This window comes from Shimazuella alba, assembly GCF_009831235.1.
Taxonomy (GTDB): Bacteria; Bacillota; Bacilli; order Thermoactinomycetales; family Thermoactinomycetaceae; genus Shimazuella; species Shimazuella alba.
Map to the genome: position 1 here is coordinate 73,522 of NZ_WUUL01000011.1, position 17,569 is coordinate 91,090.

The window sequence follows — 17,569 nt, forward strand, 5'->3', positions numbered from 1 at the left end:
CCGTTGGGCTAACGCATTTTGTTAACCTGTGAAATCCAGTGCACCTTCAAAAGGCTGTGGAGACTGCCCCAAATCAATGATGTAATCTCCAAATCGTTTAATATGACTTGTCAAGTAAGGACTTATGAATCGAACATCTTCCGAATCGAACAAATAACCCTCTCTATTTAAATCTCTCAGAATGTCATATCCACAACGTTTTGAAAAATCACAGCATTGCTGACAAGTTCATTATACTTGATGACTCTTTCTTGCTGCTCCGGATCGTTATCTGAAATATTTCCATCGCCTCCAAAACATAGCCACCCAGAAAAACCATGAAACGCCTCTACTTTGTTGGTCTCGCTTGTAATTTGTTGTCGTAGCTCCATATCTGTAATATATCGAAGTAAAAAGAGGGTACAAATTGGGTGTTTTTGCCCAGCGCCTCGAAAAGGTGGAATATTGAATTTTCAGATATTTTCGGGATTCCTATCACTCATACTCCATGGAAAAAGGGATAAGGAATACGTCACAAAAAAATCAGTGCAGTACTCCTTATTTTTTTACTTCATTTCAGATATTACCTTAGACTGTGCTAATTCCTGTATCATTTCTCCATGTTTATGGACTCTTGTTGGGTATTAAATTCATATCGTCCATATAAGTTAACATGTTGCCATGCGACAGGGGATATTTGTTTTATCATATCTGCACCCTGACCATTCATTTCTCTATATGTCAACATATTAGATAAAATGCAAGACTTGTAGTAAATAATGCAATTAGCCAATAGTCGACTGCATTCACCCCATATATGTTGATCATTTTCATTTTTGAAGCGTAACTTACCAAAGTTGGCATAGGATACTGCCTTACGGAGCTTATGAATACTTTCTCCTCGGTTCAATGCTTTTTGTACGTTGCGCGTAAAGGTGGAGAATCAATATAATTTAGAAGATATAGACTCCTTATGATGTTATCATACCCCCATAAAGCACGTTTCGTTTTGTTTTTTCGAGCATAGGAGTTTAACTTGCCAACGATAATGCTTTGAGTAGTGGTTTTAACAGCCAGAGATAACATGATTCGTTCAATATTTTCCCATTCTTCTATGATCAATTTTGTATTAATCTTTCGGATTGGCTTAATTAAATTATCCCATATTGGGTTGGGTGTTTAAATCCATAGAGATCATCACTAACCTTGCCATGAATATCTTTTAACGAGGTGCAAACTGGTAACCAAAGAAATGAAGAATAGCGAAGTTTACCTCATTGGTTCCGTGTGTATCAGTAGAATGCACGCTGGGCTGAATTTCCGTTGTGTTATTATAGAGAATGTCAAATATATAATGACTTTCATGCTCATTGGATCCAATGATCCGAGTATTAACAGAAACATGATTCGCTACCATCGTATAAGAGACAATTCCTTTTCCCAAACCAAAGTATTTAGGGGAATGACGAGAATGAATGGTATTAATTTTGGTCTCCACTTTCTGTCCATCACTACTGGAGTGAATCGTTTCACCGATATCATAATGCTTAAAGATGGGTAACTTAGATGTTGCATTACTGATACAATCACTCGCTTTTTTTAACGTTTCCAGACGAATAAAGTTATCTGACGTAGAAGCGAGCAAGGGATAAGGAATATCAGATATTTCCCTCATTCTGCTGAGCCCCATATTGGTTCCCCAAGCGATCAAACATGCGATGAGGATGCGATTATCTTTATTTTGTTTGGCATAACGTCCTAAGATGTGTTCAAACGAATCCAAGAATGGACAGTGTTGATGGACAAAGTGCAGGACACTTCTAATGTCTATTTGTTTTAATGAGTCATAAAAAGAATGGTTAATAGACTCTGCATCCCTAGTATAAGGTAATGTCCAACTGGTGTGTTGACCCCTTTTTTGATTTGGAGATGTTCATTTTTACCAGATGATATATTTTCGTTTACCTCAGCAATTCGACTTTCCAATTTCTCCTCCAGCTCAGCCAAGTGACTATGAATAGATTGATTGAAATTAGTCAAACCCATATCGGCTATAAATGTTTCTTTCTGTTGCCATTGTTGATTCGTGATTAAATCGTCCTCAAAACTACAAAATCGGATGCTATCTCGGCAAAAAATATCCCCTGCTTCTATGCGATGACGTAACAGACGATAGATCAAAAATTCATATCGATCTACTAAGATTTTTTTTCGTTTGTGAATATAACGTTTTGTACGATTAGGTATAAAGCGATCTGGTAAGTCATCCGAATCAATTTTTGATAACGGTTTATTTTGATGAAATGCATCTTTCAAAAAATGAACAGCTTCGATTAATGGATCATGGAGAGAAGCCGCATTAAAGCGCTTCCCGACCTTTTTGGGGTATGTGAACGATTCGAGGAATGAGGGGCCACATCTGAAAATTTTTCCAAATTAGTATAGTAGGTGTACGGCAAGAATTACTTCTTTTTTGGGCCTCTTATAAAAAACGTTCATCAAAAGTGAATGAACGTTTTTTTATAATCTATTCTTACTATCATGACTCATATGAAACAGGCAGGGTATATTCCGTTTAAACTTCCTTCGTCGATTTGCAAGTCTGTTCATCTAGCATAGTAGAATAAATAGCTTTTTTCTCATGTGCAAGAGCCTTCACATTTTCCAATTGATCAATTTGTAGCTTTAGTAAATCAATATGCTTATCTAATATTTCAATTCGTTTGTGTAAAGTACCCTCCATATCTTTTATTTCTTGGTTGTCATCGGTTAAGAGACAACCATCTTCAGCAAACAATGCGATATCCTTTAACTTCATTCCTGTTTGTTTTAATCCATAAATAAAACGGATAAAGCGAAGATCTTGCTCATCATAGCGCCTAACTCCATTTAGTTTGTCATTCAAACGAGTAGGATTAGGCAAAATACCAATTTTTTCGTAATATCGAAGTGTGTATGCTGTAATACCCGTTAATTTAGATATCTCACTTATCGAGTACATAGAAGTTTATACTCCTCTCACTCATTAATGAGAACAACCTTTCCGATAGATAAAGATTTTTCAAGTAGTTCTTGCGCTTGAGCTGCTTCCTGTAATGGAATACGATGAGAAATCAATGGATTGATTTTTCCTTTCTCTAATAAGGAGAGAAGGAACTGAACGTCTTCTCGAAACCAATCCAATTTTTCTTTTTTTAAAGAAGATATAATGTAAAGGTATACAGGATTTCCATTTACTGTGGTTTGTTTATTCGCTAGATTTTCCCAATCCTTCGCCCAATCTTCTGGACTTCCCTCCTCAAGAATCGACGTATATCCATAACCGATGAACCGACCGTTTTTACTTAAGGTCTGTAAGGAACGCTCGTAGTTCCGTCCGCCTATCGGATCAAATACCGCATCCATCCCTTCGGGAGCGTGAAGGCGGAGAACCTCTACAAAATCTTCGTTTCGATAATCAATCGGCATGGCACCATATTGGGAAACAATGGAGTGTTTAGCCAAGGAAGCCGTTCCGTACATTTCCAATTTTGCAAGCTTTCCAAGCTCAAGTAATGCTGTACCAACTCCTCCACTTGCCCCATGAATAAGAATACGTTCTCCCTCAGAAACCTTGGCAATGCGGTGAAGCATTTGATAAGCTGTTACATAGTTTAGGATGACAGCAACTCCTGATACAACATCGATAGTCGCAGAAATTTTAACCAGTTCATCGTCCTTTGGATACACATAACTAGCATAACCACCTGTCCCGTTAAAAAAAACGGCTACCTTATCTCCCAACGAATATTTTTGCATGCCTTCTCCCACTTCGTCAACAATTCCAATCGCGTCATATCCTGGTGTAAATGGAGGTATAGGAGATAATGGGTACTTCCCCTCCCTCCTCATAATATCTGCAAGCGCAACTCCTGAGCTCTGGACTTTTACGCGAACTTCTCCTTTTTCAGGTTTACGAAGAGGTTCCTCTATCATATCGATCACTTCTGGTCCTCCGTATCGAGTTACAATCACACGTGTGTTTAACATGATTTCTCACCTCTATAAAAAGAATCGAATGTGTCTGTATTATATTTGTTAGAGTAAACTCTAAGTCAAGCGGTTTGATTTACGTTCGTTACATAAAAGAGTATGGTAGAAATCATTTCTTTTAATTCGTCGTTTGTAAAGGTATACGAAACGAGTAACAAGCGCTAATAGTCAAGCAGAAAAGTCCCTTAAGGATTTGAAAGAAAAGAGAGAAAAACAAACAGATGGCCTAGTTACCGTTCTGCGTGATACAGTGGTCGCTTTCCAATCTGAAGGATCAGCAGAACAGCGGTTAAAAGGATTGGAGAAAATGCTCGATGGGAATCGTGGTCAGCGTATTTTAGAAAATTGTGAAGATCATTTAGCATATTCGAGGAACAACTATTTCTCTTTCGTATGGAAACACTTGAAGAGTAGTCGGTCTGGGTTAATCAAGATGCTAGAATCGCTTGACCTGAAATCAACCAATCAAAACAAAGGATTAGAACAAGCTATTACGTTTCTGTTAGAGAATAAAAATAAAAAATCGGATTGGATTCCGATCACTTACTTACATAAGAAAAGCAATAGTGTAGACGATTGGGAGTGGATTCATTTAGTTGATCTTTCTTGGGTTCCAGACGGGTGGTGGTGATGGATTAGTTCTCATCATCAAAGAAACATATATCCCAAGAAAATTAATCGCCGCCATTTTGAAGCTTGTGTATTCTCTCAGGTCTGGAATGAATTATAGTCAGGAGATCTCTGTATTGAAGGGAGTGAAAAATACGCAGATTACCGAAAACAGTTAATCTCTTGGGAGGAGTATCGAGAAAATGTGCATACTTTCTGCGAACAAGCAGGGCTTCCTACAACTGCTCAGGCGTTTAAGGAACAGGTTTATAAGCAATTGGAGCAGGTAGCACGAAAAGTGGATGCTTCTCTTTCTAAAAATAAAGCTGTCACGATCCGTAATGGTGAACCATTTATTACAAAAGTGAAAAAGAAAAAAGCATCTCCGCTTTTGAAAGCGATTCGAAAACGAATTGAAGAAAAGATGGTACCCATCAATGTGTTAGACTTGTTGGCGGACACCGAATATTGGTTAAACTGGACCCGCTTTTTTGGTCCAATATCTGGTCATGACGCAAAAATAGACAACCCATCTGAACGTTATATCACAACAGCTTTCTGCTATGGATGTAACTTAGGATCAACGCAAACCGCTCGATCTCTGGGTAATATAGATCGAAAACATATTTCTTGGATAAATGAAAGACATATCACCAAGGAAAATATTCAAAAAGCAATTGAATGGATCATTAACGCTTATAACAAATTCCATTTGCCTAAGTATTGGGGATCGGGAGCCAGTGCGTCCGCTGACGGAACAAAATGGGATTTGTATGAACAAAACCTCCTGTCTGAAAATCATATCCGCTACGGGGGATATGGAGGGCTTGGTTACTATCATGTTTTAGATACCTATATTGCTTTATTTAGTCACTTTATTCCTTGTGGAGTGTGGAAAGGAGTTTACATTCTAGATATCTTGATGAAGAATCAATCGGATATTCAACCGGATACTCTCCATTCTGATACACAAGGACAGAACGCACCTGTATTTGGATTAGCTTTGCCTCGTATCCGAAATTGGAAAAATTTAAAATGTGCTACACCCAAGTAAACAATCTGCTTATCTGCACATTGATGAGTTATTCTCTGGTTCTATCGATTGGAAACTGATCGAAGATCATTATGAAGATTTGTTACGGGTGGCCATGTCAATTAAATCAGGACGCATTCATCCCTCCACCATCCTGAACAAGTTAAGTACATATAGCAAGAAAAATAAATTGTATCAAGCATTTCGCGAATTAGGCTGTGCGATTCGTACCTTGTTTTTATTATATTATTTATCGGATGAAGAATTGCGAAGCACTATTCAAGCGGCTACCAATAAAAGTGAGTCCTTTAATGGATTTATCAAATGGTTATTCTTTGGTGGAGAAGGGATCATCGCGGAGAACAATCGTCAGAGACAAAGAAAAATGATTAAGTATAACCACTTAGTTGCAAACTGTTTAATTTTCTATAATGTCTTCCAACTCACTCATATTCTTCATGAATACATGCAAGAAGGAAATTCATTGGACGAAGAAGTGTTGTCTGATCTAAGCCCCTATCTTACCTTTCATGTAAATCGTTTTGGAAAGTATCATTTGGACTCGGATCGTCGTCCTTCGAATCTTCAATTTGATATCTCTGTATCTCCTTCTCAACTAAAATCTGCTATTTGAAACCTGAGCAAGAGAGTATTTATGAACTTTATACTCTCTTGTTTCTATGTGGCCCAAAAAAGAAGTAATTCTTGCTGTACCCCGCGAGGTCAAATCATTCCGATAAATCTTCTGAAGGCAAGTAAACGGTAAATGTCGTTCCCTCGTCAGGCTGACTTACTACATCGATAAAACCACCATGGGCTTTAACAAATTGGTGGGCAATGGACAATCCAATCCCCGTTCCGCCTGTATGCCGTGAACGGGCCTTTTCAACCCGATAAAAACGATCGAACAAGTGTGGAAGTTCTTCCTTGGGTATACCAATTCCGGTGTCGCTTACGGAAACACATGTGTAAACCTTATGTTGATCTACAACCTCTTCTTTGATATCAACCGTTATCATTCCGCCTTTCGGAGTATAGCGGATTGCATTGCTCAACAAATTGATAAATACTTGTGTTATTCGTCTAGCATCGACTTTTGTAATCACAGGTTTTGAGTAGGAAGAGAGGCTAATCCTCAATCCGTTCTCTTCGGCCTCCATCTCTACATCATTCACGATTTGTTTCAGTTTTGTCGTCAGATCGATCGGCTTGCAATCCAAACGCAGCCGTCCTGCTTCGGCCAACGACAAAAGATGAAGATCATCAACTAACAAACTCAAACGGATCACTTCGTCATGAAGTCTAAGCAGCATTTCAGGGGAAACATGCTGACTCGCTTGCTGAGTATTTTCCAACTTTAATTGCATAATAGAAAGCGGAGTGCGAAGCTCATGAGCGACATCCGCAAACATCCTCTTTCGCACATTCTCGGCTTCACGTAAGCGAAACGTCATATCGTTGAATGTCTGGACGACTTTCCCGTATTTGTCCCTAGATTCCATCGGAACGTTCACATTGAGATCTCCTTTTGCAACTTGTTCAATAGAGGTAATCAGTTTTCGAAGCGGAAGTGTGATGACTCCCGATATCCATAGACTAAAATACAGGCCCGTTGCAATAAAAAATACGGCTATCCCAACCCCCATCAGCTTCATTTTGTCAATTACATACGTCTTCAACATCTCCATTTGATGATCGGGTGAGGCGCTCAAAAAAGCCTTTCCGATTTGTTCCTTCTGAAAATCATCGAACACAAGTGCCAGATAAACTTGATAGCTAAAGATGTGAGACAGGGTAATGATCAGGACGAGTAGTCCCATGTAACCAAAGGTTTTTTGACGTACGGTCATTTTCATGTCTGCTCACCGAACCGATAACCGAAGCCGTATAGCGTCTGGATATATCTCGGATTGGCGGGAGCGTCTCCCAATTTTCGGCGAAGGTTTCGAATATGGGAATCCATCGTTCGTTCATAACCCATATATTCGTCCCCGAGTGCGACTTTCAATAACTGCAGGCGGCTAAAAACAATGCCAGGACGTGCAGCCAATGTGTTTAAATTCGGTCGGTGTTAGTTGGATTTCTTGGTCGTCTTTGTATACTTGGCATTTGGCTTCGGAAATGGTCAAGTTGCCTCTTTTCAAAATCTGAGGCTTATTTTCAGCCCCATGCAAGCGCCGAAGTAAAGCCCGGATTCGCGTAGACAGCTCACGCAAACTAAAAGGCTTTGTCAAATAATCATCTGCACCGATTTCCAAACCAACGATTTTATCCGATTCTTCTGATCGGGCTGTGACCATAATAATGCCGCAATTCGATATTTGCCTTAACTCGCGGCAAACATCAAGACCGCTCTTTTCGGGAAGCATCCAATCGAGCACAACGAGTTCTGGTTGCTCTAATTGAGCGAGCTCAAGTGCTTCTCTTCCGTTTTGGCAGGTATGGACTTGAAACCCTTCACGCTGCAGATAAGTTTGTATTTCTTCCAGCATGTATCTCTCGTCCTCTACAATCATCAATTTTGGCTCCATTTTAATTTCATCCTTCCAATACACAGAAATTCTTTATCATATTATATCGTGTGATTGTTGGGATAACGAAAAGATTCACAAGAATAGATAAAAATCTGCATAAGTTCTCGATATTTATTCTGTAAATTAACGATGAAAGAACGGACTCGGCGAGCAATGGACATTTAATCCGTTCGCAAGGAGGCAGCGAGAAATTCAATACTAACACGAAAGATATTTTGTTATATTACACATCTAGTGAAACCCAAAGATCTCTGCTTTGCTCAATAGGTAGAGAAAAGGAGTTACCTTCTATGAAAAATGAATCACTGATCGTAAAAATCTCTCTGGGTGCAAGGCATCCAAAGGAAGGATGTCTGTGATGAGACTTATTGAATTAATACTACTGTTTGCCAATTTACTGGCTTTTTTTTCCTTGGTAATCCCATTGAAACAGTCAATAAAGTGGGCGCAATATTTGGCTCTCGTTCCGTTACCAATAGTTGGTATTCAGGTACTGGTGGAGGGTTCTCGTTGGGGAATAATCCCAGCTTATATCATGAGTGGAATATTTTTTGTGGCCTGGTTAGCTAAAAATACTGTGCGAAAGCCTAAACTTGGTGAAACAGGCATGATTAAGCGACTTGCCTCCGGTTTTACGATTAGTCTAGGAGCACTGAGTCTGATAGTTTCTTCCGTTCTACCGTTTCTTTTTCCTGTATTCAACTTACCACAACCGTCAGGACCTAACCAAATCGGTACATTGATCTATCATTGGGTAGATAAAAATCGTCCAGAGATTTTCACAGATAATCCCAAAGATCGTCGTGAGATCATGGTACAGATTTGGTATCCTGCCAAAGAAAATCTATCATCGCCGCACGCTCCCTACATTCAGGAGACAGAACCCTTAGCGTCAGTTGCCCGTATGAAAGGTTTGCCGGGATTTATCTTTGAGCAATTAAAGTACGTTAAGACTCATGCTATTCCTTCTGCAACAGTGTCGACAGTTAAGTCTAAATATCCAGTGCTAATTTTTTCAGCTGCGCGTGGCGGTTTTCGTCAACAAAACACTCAAATATTTGAGGAGTTGGCGTCACATGGATACATTGTGGCTTCCATCGATCACCCTTATACCGCTGGCGGAGTAAAATTTCCTGATGGTCGTTTGATTTCTCTTGACTCTCGCCTTTTTCCCGGGACTAAAAGTGATTTGCCAGATGACCGCAACTTTTTTGACAATACTGTTGTTCCCTATCTCGCCAAGGACATTATGTTTTCACTTGATCAACTCACAGCCTTAAACCAGTCTGATCCGAAAGGAATCCTGACTGGACGATTGGATCTTAAGCATGTTGGTATGATTGGACATTCACTGGGTGGTCTTATAGGTGCTGAAGCCAGTTACTTAGATCCACGTTTGCGTGCCTTTATAGCGTTGGATGTTCATATGCCTGCCAATGTGATTCGTTCTGGTTTAAAGCAACCAACTATGTTTATCGGTCGTGAAGCTAAGTGGATGAAGATGGAGGGGTGGTCGAAAGAGGATATAGATTTGACTCAAACGACTATGAGGTCAGTTTACAAGAAACTGCCAAAAGACGGTTACTTAATTATGATACCTGGCACTTTTCACGTAAACTTTACTGATGCGTCACTTTACTCACCACTGATGTCATGGGCAGGTCTAACCGGACCAATCGATGGCGATCGGGCAAACAGTATCATTAATTCTTACACATTGGCGTTTTTTAATAAGTATCTAAAGAGTAAGCCAGCAAAACTGCTTGATGAACCATCAAAACAATATCCTGAAGTGCACTTTGAAAAACGGTGACCTAGATAGACATAAGTCGATGATTATTCTGTATAGTAACGATGAAAGGACGAAATAGACGTGCATAGGACTTTTAATAAGTTCGCGGAGGCAGACATGCAAAATGTTCTACAAAAATAATAAAACCTATGAGGTGTATACAAATAACCCACGAATTCTAATTTCAGGTGCAAGTCAAGTATTGAGGCCTGGCTCTAGCATACTGGTTGGAACGCTATGGATTTCGTCCTACTGTGATCGAGCGAGCACCTAAGCTGCGGGAGGGTGACAATGGGGTTGATATACGAGAACAGGAGATTGAGGTAGCAAAACGAATGGGTATTATGTCAAGAATTCAAAAGAAGGCAAGCGACACTATCCGCCTGATGAGCAGATTAATGCAGAATATACCACGCCTTTCATCTTCCAATTGAGAATTTAGTAGTGATACCAAAAAATAATTAAGTAAAATTTAATCTAATTACTAAAAACATCTGCTGATATGGAAATTTTGCAAATAGTGAACCAACAAAGGTTTGAAAGGCACTTCTTAAAGTATACTTTTTCTAGGGGAAAGAAAATGAACCCAATTAATCAAAGAAGTATACTTTCTTTAGATTCTTTAAGATGAATAAAAATCCGACTAATGCAGTTGGTTTTATTGACTTTGATCGCCTATTATGTATAATTATATTAGTTTGGAACATGCTTTTAACAATAAGATTAAGAGGAGTCTGGGCTGATGAAAAGATTAAAGTGGATAGCTCCAATTCTACTTGTTTTTGCGCTAGTAGCTGGATGTAGTGTTGGTACTACCAATGATACATACACAAAAGTAAAAGAAAGTGGAGTATTGCTAGTTGGGACAGAAGGAACTTATAAACCTTTTAGTTATCATGATGAAAAAACAAATGCGCTTACAGGATATGATGTAGAGGTTGCTCGTGAGGTTGGAAAACGCCTTGGACTAAGAGTCGAGTTTAAAGAAATTCCTTGGGATGGTATGCTTACAAGTTTATCGTCCAAAAAAATTGACATGGTTGCGAATCAAGTAGGGATTAAACCAGAGAGGCAAAAGAAATTTGATTTTTCCACTCCTTATACGATTTCCTATGCCCAAATTGTAGTGAAAAACGATAATACATCGATTAAGACTCTTCAAGATGTGAAAGGCAAGAAATCTGGTCAAACCACTACCAGTAACTATGGGAAAATGGCGCAAGATGCTGGGGCAACTATTGTTCCTTATGAAGATATGATGAGTGCGATGCGAGATGTAGCAGCGGGAAGAATCGAAATGAGTATGAATGATCGTTTGGCGATTGCTGAAATGATGAAACAAACGAAGCTTCCACTAAAAACAGTAGGGGAACCTGTAGAAAAATCTTCTTCCGCATTTGCTTTTCCAAAAGATAGCAAGAAGTTAGTGGATGAAGTGAACAAAGCATTAGAAGATATGAAAAAAGATGGTACCCTCGCAAAAATTTCTAATAAATATTTTGGAATTGATGCTTCAAAATAATACAAAAAGTAGTTGATGATGATCAACTACTTTTTCCAACTTTATTCGCATGCCAAACACCTATCAGCATGGTAAAAGTACCAATAATTTGGATCATAGTAAGTGTTTCTTGAATAAGTAGATGAGCTAATAAAAACCCAACGATTGGTACAAGAAAGAGAAATAATGATCCTGTGGCAGCACCAACTTTTTTTATTCCAATTGCATAACATATATTTCCTATTACGCTTGAACAAATTCCTAAATATAACTGTGTGAGCCAATAGTCTGTATGCAAATCAGACCAGAAAACATTTTGAATATCTGGGTATGCAATAAGTAAAAGAAAAAAACTGCTAATGATCATTGCATAAGAAGTTCCGACCAATATATTTATCTTGGAAAATATTTCTTTTCCGAGCAAGGTATAGAGTATCCATGAAAAAACGGATAGGAATAAAATGATAATCCCAATGATTCGTGTAGAATGAAAGGAATCGACTTCTAAAAGAGGATAAAAGAAAAAGGAGCAACCAAGAATAGAAATACTAACTCCAATCCATTGATTTTTGGAGATGGGCGTTTTAAAAAAATAAACGATAAGAACGGTGAAAATGGGTATGAAAGCAGTCTCGATAAAAATGCTATCAATGACATTTGTCCGAGCTAAACCTTCTAAATAAAACCAGTTGTAGATACCTAATGCGAGACCCATAGTCAGGAAAATAAGATGATCTTTTCTAGTTAGTCGTGTAAAAGTAGACCAATGATAGATCAAAATAAAAAGGGAACAAATAGCTACAATAAAAAATCGAGTAAATACAGCAACTGAAGGTACTACTTGGTCAATAGGTATTTTAGATAATACATATCCACTTCCCCAAAAGATAACAGAGATGGATAAGTAGAAGTATCCCATAGAAAATCTATCAAACAAGGAAATTCCCCTATTCATAATAGTCTTAAAACATCCAATTTGATTATACGTTATCTATAAATCAAAATAAATACCTTACATAGAAACAGAAAAAAGGTGAGGAAAATATGAATTGGAATGCCATACAATGGAATAATCTATTTGATTTCCAATTAGCACAAGACTCTGCGTGGTTTGTACTCCAAGGGTTAAAATATACCATCCTCATAACCATCATTACGATGGTTATCGGGTTATTATTAGGCCTGATCGTGGCATTAATGAGAATGTCTTCCTCCAAAATACTAAGGTATCCAGCAAGAGCCTATATCTCGATTATTCGTGGTACTCCACTATTGGTGCAATTATTTATCTTATATTTTGGATTACCGGTCATCGGACTAAATTTAACCCCATTTCTTGCAGCAGTAATCGGTTTATCACTCAATGTAGGAGGATATTCCGCAGAGACGTTTCGTGGAGCATTATTGGCGATTCCAAAAGGTCAGTGGGAAGCAGCATATTCCATTAATATGTCGTATAGCAAAGCATTAAGACGTATTGTGATGCCACAAGCACTTCGTGTAGCACTTCCATCGCTGGCAAATACATTATTGAGTTTGGTAAAAGACACTTCTCTACTTTCTATGATTACAGTACCAGAAATGCTGTATCAAGCGAAAATCATCGGTGGCAGGGAATTTGATTATTTAACCATGTACATATTGGTTGCTATTTTTTATTGGATTGTTTGTACCATTCTCGCATGGGTTCAAGATCGCTTGGAAGATCGCTATGGGAAGTTTACGAAGTAGGAGGAAATGAGAATGGATATGATTCAAGTTACCAATTTAGTGAAACGGTTTGATGATCAAGAAGTGCTACATGGAATGGATGTAACAGTTAAAAGAGGAGAAGTACTTGCAATTATTGGACCTAGTGGCTCTGGAAAGTCGACTTTTTTGCGCTGTTTAAATTTATTGGAACTTCCAACCATGGGCTCCATTCAAATAGATAATGTGATCCTTTCTTTTCAAGAACATAAGCGAATTGCTGATCGAGAAATTCGGAAATTAAGAGGAAAAACAGGGATGGTTTTTCAAAGTTTTCATCTGTTTCCTCATATGACGGCAAAGCAAAATGTGATGGAAGGACCAATTCAAGTAAAAGGGATAAGCACCAGCAGGGCAGTGTCTCTTGCAGAGCATTTATTAATACAAGTAGGTTTAAAGGATAAGCAAGATGCCTATCCAGATCAATTATCTGGTGGACAGCAACAACGTGTTGCCATTGCTCGTGCGCTTGCAATGGAACCAGAGGTTTTATTACTAGATGAACCTACCTCAGCACTTGATCCAGAGTTAGTAGGAGAAGTATTAGCGACGATTCGACAACTTGCAAAAGGAAATCAAACCATGTTGATTGTAACGCATGAGTTATCGTTTGCTAGAGAGGTAGCAGATCGAATTCTTTTCATTGATCAAGGACAAATTGTAGAACAAGGCAGACCACAAGATATTTTTGAGTATCCGCAAAAGGATCGAACAAAGCAATTTTTGGAAAGATTTAATCAGTTGTGATTTTCATGCGAAATTAGTATGATAATGATAACTCGCAAATATGGAAGGACAAGTAAGATGGAGAACGTGGAGATGACTTCCCAAACGGCGTCGTCGCAGGCTAGCCAGATGACGGGCAGCGCAATTGCTGTAGGGGGAATCTCTCTCTTCTTCCTGTTTCTTGGGCTTCAGGGCTTTGGACAGGTATTCTTCTTGAGCATCTTTGCAATTTCTGCGGCGTGTGCGATTGGAGTGGGTAAGATGGCTTACCAGGACCGGGTCGAGCGACCGCAGAACTGAGTGAAGGCTCGGACGAACCCCGTCCGAGCCGCACAATAATAAGGCTTGAACAATAAAGAGCGCCTAAGTTTTTGCTTAGGCGCTTTATCTTTTGTGCTGTTATTTACAGTCTTCTAAATAAAACAATCCAGCAGATACTACATGAATTTCAATACGTGGATGGTACTGCCAGATACATTCCCGACGTCGCGCGGTATTTGCTGCTTTTTCCTCTTCTGTCTGTTTTTCTTCTACTGGAAAATAGGTGGAAACTTGGTTTAATTCCTCTTGCAGACGTTTTTCTGCTTCTTCTGCCCACTGGTGATCTTCTGCTGTTAGTTCTTCTGTTAGCATATATTCTACTTCACCAACTGCTTCTTGGATCGTCATTCGCGGACTTAGCGTATATCTGCGCTCTGGTAATTTATGTGTCCATTTATATGATTGAAGACGCTGAATAAAATTAGGTTCGATTTGTGCCGTTTGCAAATCGATACCAAACGAAGCGATTCGATCTTTTTTTTGATCACATACATAAGAAATAAGATATTGAATGGATAGCCATGGTTTGTATCCAATAGATTTTGAGGAGGATGGTGTCCACCTAGGCGGTTCTTGATAAAGCCGTACAAATTTTCCTTGATTTCGAGCCGAGAGTAAAAGTTGCCGAAAACGGGGGGAACCATAAAATAAATGTTCAGCCCGACGTTCTTCAGGAGGATTTTCAGGATCGAACACGAGACAAAGCTGCATAGGATTAGCTGGTAGATTCATCTTCTCTACATACATCCAGTAAAAAGGGCGATTAATCAAATCTTTATCTGCTTCAACGGATAATTGAGTATGGAGGTAAGATGGAGTAGATTCTAAAATCTGGCAATCATTTGCTTGTAAATATCTTTCTGTAAAGCTTCGCAGTGTTATTTGGTCCACAATAACTCCTCTTTTCTTGCTTTATCCTGAAGATGTTCCTTTTTTGCTTGTTGAAATCGATCGCCAATCTGGCTGAGTTGATTTCTAATTTCTTCCTCTGTTTTGCTATTGACCATAATTTCCATTAAGTTTTTTTCGAGTGAGTCATCCTTTTCTAACCCTTCCAAAATGGTCTCAAGTTCACCAATAACTGACTCAAATAATGCTATTTTTTCATGAAGCAGCCAAATAATATGTTCTTCAATGGTTCCAACCGTAGCAAAATTGTAGATATGTACATCGTTTTTTTGACCGAGGCGATGTACCCTGCCAATTCGTTGTTCGACACGCATGGGATTCCATGGCATATCATAATTGATGATGTGATGACAAAACTGAAGGTTAATGCCTTCTCCTCCTGCTTCTGTGGCGATCATCACTTGTGCTCTCTTTTGAAAAAGCTCCATCATCCAATCTTTTTTATTCCGGTTAAATCCGCCTCGATAAGGAACAGCATGTATTCCTTTTGCTGCAAGAGCACGGAGTAACATTTCTTGTGTAGCCCGATATTCAGTGAATAAGATCACTTTATCGGGTATGCTCTCGATCAGTTTGACGGCTGCTTCGGCTTTTGATGAAGTCGTGACAGCTTTTAAAAGGTTGACTAAGTGGTTTACTTCAGGTGGAATAGAAGTTTTTTGTTCGTTTCCTTTTTGAAACAATTTAAAAAGTGTTAGAAAAACCGCGTCTCGACTACTGCATACTTCTTTTTGTAATACTAGGAGAGAAAGCATGCTCTTTAAATCAGCTTTGGAAGAATAACGATCTCGAACAAAATCGCTCACACCATCATATAGTGCTTTTTCTTCTGACGTAAGCTCAATAGGAATTGTTTTTACGATTCGTTCTGTTAATGGTAAGTTACTTTCTTTTCGTCGATTGCGAATTAATACTTGATTTATTTCTTGTCTTAATTGATCCTCATTTTTTGGTTTTCGTTTTCCGGCCACATAATCTTTGTTAAAACGAGATTCATTTCCTAGTTGACCTGGTTTTAAGAGGGAGACTAAGTTATATAGTTCTTCCATCTCATTTTGAACAGGAGTGGCAGTTAGCAGTAGGCAATATTTCTTTTGCATTTCACTGATAAACTGCCAGTTTTTCGTGCGGCGATTTTTTAATTTGTGTGCTTCATCGACGATGAGTAGATCGTAAGGTTGATTCAGAACAACTTCTCGATGCGGGTCCCGTTTGGCTGTATCCATAGAGGCAACCACAATATCGTATTTGTCCCACATCCAAGCTTTTTTCTGAGCCACAGCTGGTATTTGGAACTTTTGATTTAATTCCCTTGTCCATTGGAGAACAAGGGAAGAAGGTACAAGAATTAATACTTTTTGCACCAACCCGCGAATGAGATATTCTTTCAAAATAAGCCCAGCTTCAATGGTCTTTCCTAACCCTACTTCATCAGCTAATATTGCCCGGCCACGCATTTCTTGAATAACACGTTTTGTCACATCAATCTGATGTGGCAAAGGTTCAATACCTTGCAGTTGTTCAAGACATAAAAGTGTGTCAAAGGAAGGGACAGCGGATATCTGGGCTGCCTCTAGTGCCAGCTGAAATCGATCCCAATTTGCCCATCCCGTGTCAAGTTCTACGAGATTTTGAAAATGAGGTAACCATTCACGGTGAAAACGAATCGGAGGGGTGTTCATTTTTCGCCTCCTATAGTAAATGTAGTATCTGATGTAGTATGGGTTGTTTTTTGGTAAATAATGCATGATGAATAGAAATAAGAAGGTAGTAAGTTCAACAAGAGTGAAATGTTGGCGGATAATCGTTTTTTATTTTAAAATGTAATGCCTTTCTTATCCCTCTTAGTGCCTAACAATGGCATGCTTTCAAATAATGCTATACAGTCACCACTTGCCCAGCACGAAATCTGATTTTATCTAGCTGAATGGAAAACTGAAATGAATTCATAACTGAGGTTAAAGTGAAGAGGATTGTGATGGCAATGAATTTCATAGAGGATCACCAATAATTTTGTGCGCATTGAAAAAAAGAATTACTCGCAATAAAAAAAGACGTACTTTCTTTTAAAAAAACATGCAAATGATCGGATTTTATGGCACAATGAAGGGGACAAATACATAGGTGTAGACGGTTGATGATGAGAGGAGAGACCAACCACTATGGATGGTAGTTGGCGCCGAAGGAGCAAACCTGTATAGGTGAATCTCTCAGGCAAAAGGAGGCTCATCGGACGTCACTCTGGAGAGCGCTCTTCATGAAAAGAGCCACCAAAGGGGCAGGTCTGTAAAGATAGACCGAACTCTCAGGTAACAAGGACAGGGGAATTCTTTATTTTATAAGGAATTTTTCTGTCTTTTTTTGTTAATAAAATGTGGAGGTGC

11 protein-coding genes, 4 pseudogenes and 1 riboswitch are annotated in these 17,569 nt (G+C 38.8%); of the genes and pseudogenes, 6 read left to right on the top strand and 9 right to left on the bottom strand.

Annotated elements, in window-relative coordinates; all coding sequences use genetic code 11:
• Window positions 1-21: 21 nt before the first annotated feature.
• From GSM42_RS21425 to GSM42_RS15445, 4 genes and pseudogenes are all read right to left on the bottom strand, one after another.
• Window positions 22-407, bottom strand: a pseudogene (locus GSM42_RS21425) (Tn3 family transposase); the annotation flags it as partial.
• A 188-nt stretch (window positions 408-595) separates the two neighbouring features.
• Window positions 596-2,343: pseudogene (locus tag GSM42_RS21220) on the bottom strand (Tn3 family transposase); the annotation flags it as partial.
• Between the two features lie 211 nt (window positions 2,344-2,554).
• A complete protein-coding gene (locus tag GSM42_RS15440) occupies window positions 2,555-2,980 on the bottom strand; it encodes a MerR family transcriptional regulator (RefSeq protein ID WP_160802430.1) in 426 nt (141 codons plus the stop codon).
• Window positions 2,981-2,997: 17 nt separating this feature from the next.
• Window positions 2,998-4,008, bottom strand: a complete 1,011-nt coding sequence (locus GSM42_RS15445) for a medium chain dehydrogenase/reductase family protein (protein ID WP_160802431.1) — start codon at window positions 4,006-4,008, stop codon at window positions 2,998-3,000.
• Window positions 4,009-4,183: 175 nt separating this feature from the next.
• Between GSM42_RS15445 and GSM42_RS21430 the strand changes: the two are divergent.
• A pseudogene (locus GSM42_RS21430) lies at window positions 4,184-6,287 on the top strand (transposase); the annotation flags it as partial.
• A 94-nt stretch (window positions 6,288-6,381) separates the two neighbouring features.
• Here GSM42_RS21430 and GSM42_RS15455 read toward each other — a convergent pair.
• On the bottom strand, window positions 6,382-7,503 hold the full coding sequence (locus GSM42_RS15455) for a sensor histidine kinase (protein ID WP_237446655.1): 1,122 nt from the start codon (window positions 7,501-7,503) through the stop codon (window positions 6,382-6,384).
• Between the two features lie 2 nt (window positions 7,504-7,505).
• Window positions 7,506-8,184, bottom strand: a pseudogene (locus GSM42_RS15460) (response regulator transcription factor).
• Between the two features lie 361 nt (window positions 8,185-8,545).
• Between GSM42_RS15460 and GSM42_RS15465 the strand changes: the two are divergent.
• The 3 genes from GSM42_RS15465 (at window position 8,546) to GSM42_RS15475 (ending at window position 11,501) form a co-directional block, all read left to right on the top strand.
• Window positions 8,546-10,000 (top strand): alpha/beta hydrolase family protein, encoded by a 1,455-nt coding sequence (locus GSM42_RS15465; protein ID WP_160802433.1) that lies wholly within the window; start codon window positions 8,546-8,548, stop codon window positions 9,998-10,000.
• A 206-nt stretch (window positions 10,001-10,206) separates the two neighbouring features.
• Window positions 10,207-10,413 carry a hypothetical protein gene (locus GSM42_RS15470; RefSeq protein WP_160802434.1) on the top strand — a complete coding sequence of 69 codons (207 nt, stop codon included), beginning with the start codon at window positions 10,207-10,209 and terminating at the stop codon, window positions 10,411-10,413.
• A 308-nt stretch (window positions 10,414-10,721) separates the two neighbouring features.
• Window positions 10,722-11,501 carry a transporter substrate-binding domain-containing protein gene (locus tag GSM42_RS15475; RefSeq protein WP_160802435.1) on the top strand — a complete coding sequence of 260 codons (780 nt, stop codon included), beginning with the start codon at window positions 10,722-10,724 and terminating at the stop codon, window positions 11,499-11,501.
• A gap of 22 nt (window positions 11,502-11,523) precedes the next feature.
• Here GSM42_RS15475 and GSM42_RS15480 read toward each other — a convergent pair whose 3' ends face one another.
• Window positions 11,524-12,417, bottom strand: a complete 894-nt coding sequence (locus GSM42_RS15480) for a DMT family transporter (protein ID WP_160802436.1) — start codon at window positions 12,415-12,417, stop codon at window positions 11,524-11,526.
• Between the two features lie 107 nt (window positions 12,418-12,524).
• Between GSM42_RS15480 and GSM42_RS15485 the strand changes: the two genes are divergently transcribed.
• Window positions 12,525-13,211 carry an amino acid ABC transporter permease gene (locus GSM42_RS15485; protein ID WP_160802437.1) on the top strand — a complete coding sequence of 229 codons (687 nt, stop codon included), beginning with the start codon at window positions 12,525-12,527 and terminating at the stop codon, window positions 13,209-13,211.
• A gap of 18 nt (window positions 13,212-13,229) precedes the next feature.
• Window positions 13,230-13,976, top strand: coding sequence for an amino acid ABC transporter ATP-binding protein (locus GSM42_RS15490; protein WP_160802495.1), 747 nt, complete (start codon window positions 13,230-13,232; stop codon window positions 13,974-13,976).
• A 378-nt stretch (window positions 13,977-14,354) separates the two neighbouring features.
• On the opposite strand, the gene GSM42_RS15495 is transcribed toward GSM42_RS15490, so the two are convergent.
• Both GSM42_RS15495 and GSM42_RS15500 read right to left on the bottom strand, forming a co-directional pair.
• Window positions 14,355-15,167, bottom strand: a complete 813-nt coding sequence (locus GSM42_RS15495; RefSeq protein WP_160802438.1) for a YqhG family protein — start codon at window positions 15,165-15,167, stop codon at window positions 14,355-14,357.
• The gene (locus GSM42_RS15500) at window positions 15,155-16,867 is read right to left on the bottom strand and encodes a DEAD/DEAH box helicase (RefSeq protein WP_160802439.1); all 1,713 of its coding nucleotides are present in this window, start codon (window positions 16,865-16,867) and stop codon (window positions 15,155-15,157) included. Before GSM42_RS15500 ends, GSM42_RS15495 begins: the two co-directional genes overlap by 13 nt.
• Before the next feature lie 452 nt (window positions 16,868-17,319).
• Window positions 17,320-17,421, top strand: a riboswitch (glycine riboswitch).
• Window positions 17,422-17,569: the final 148 nt, after the last annotated feature.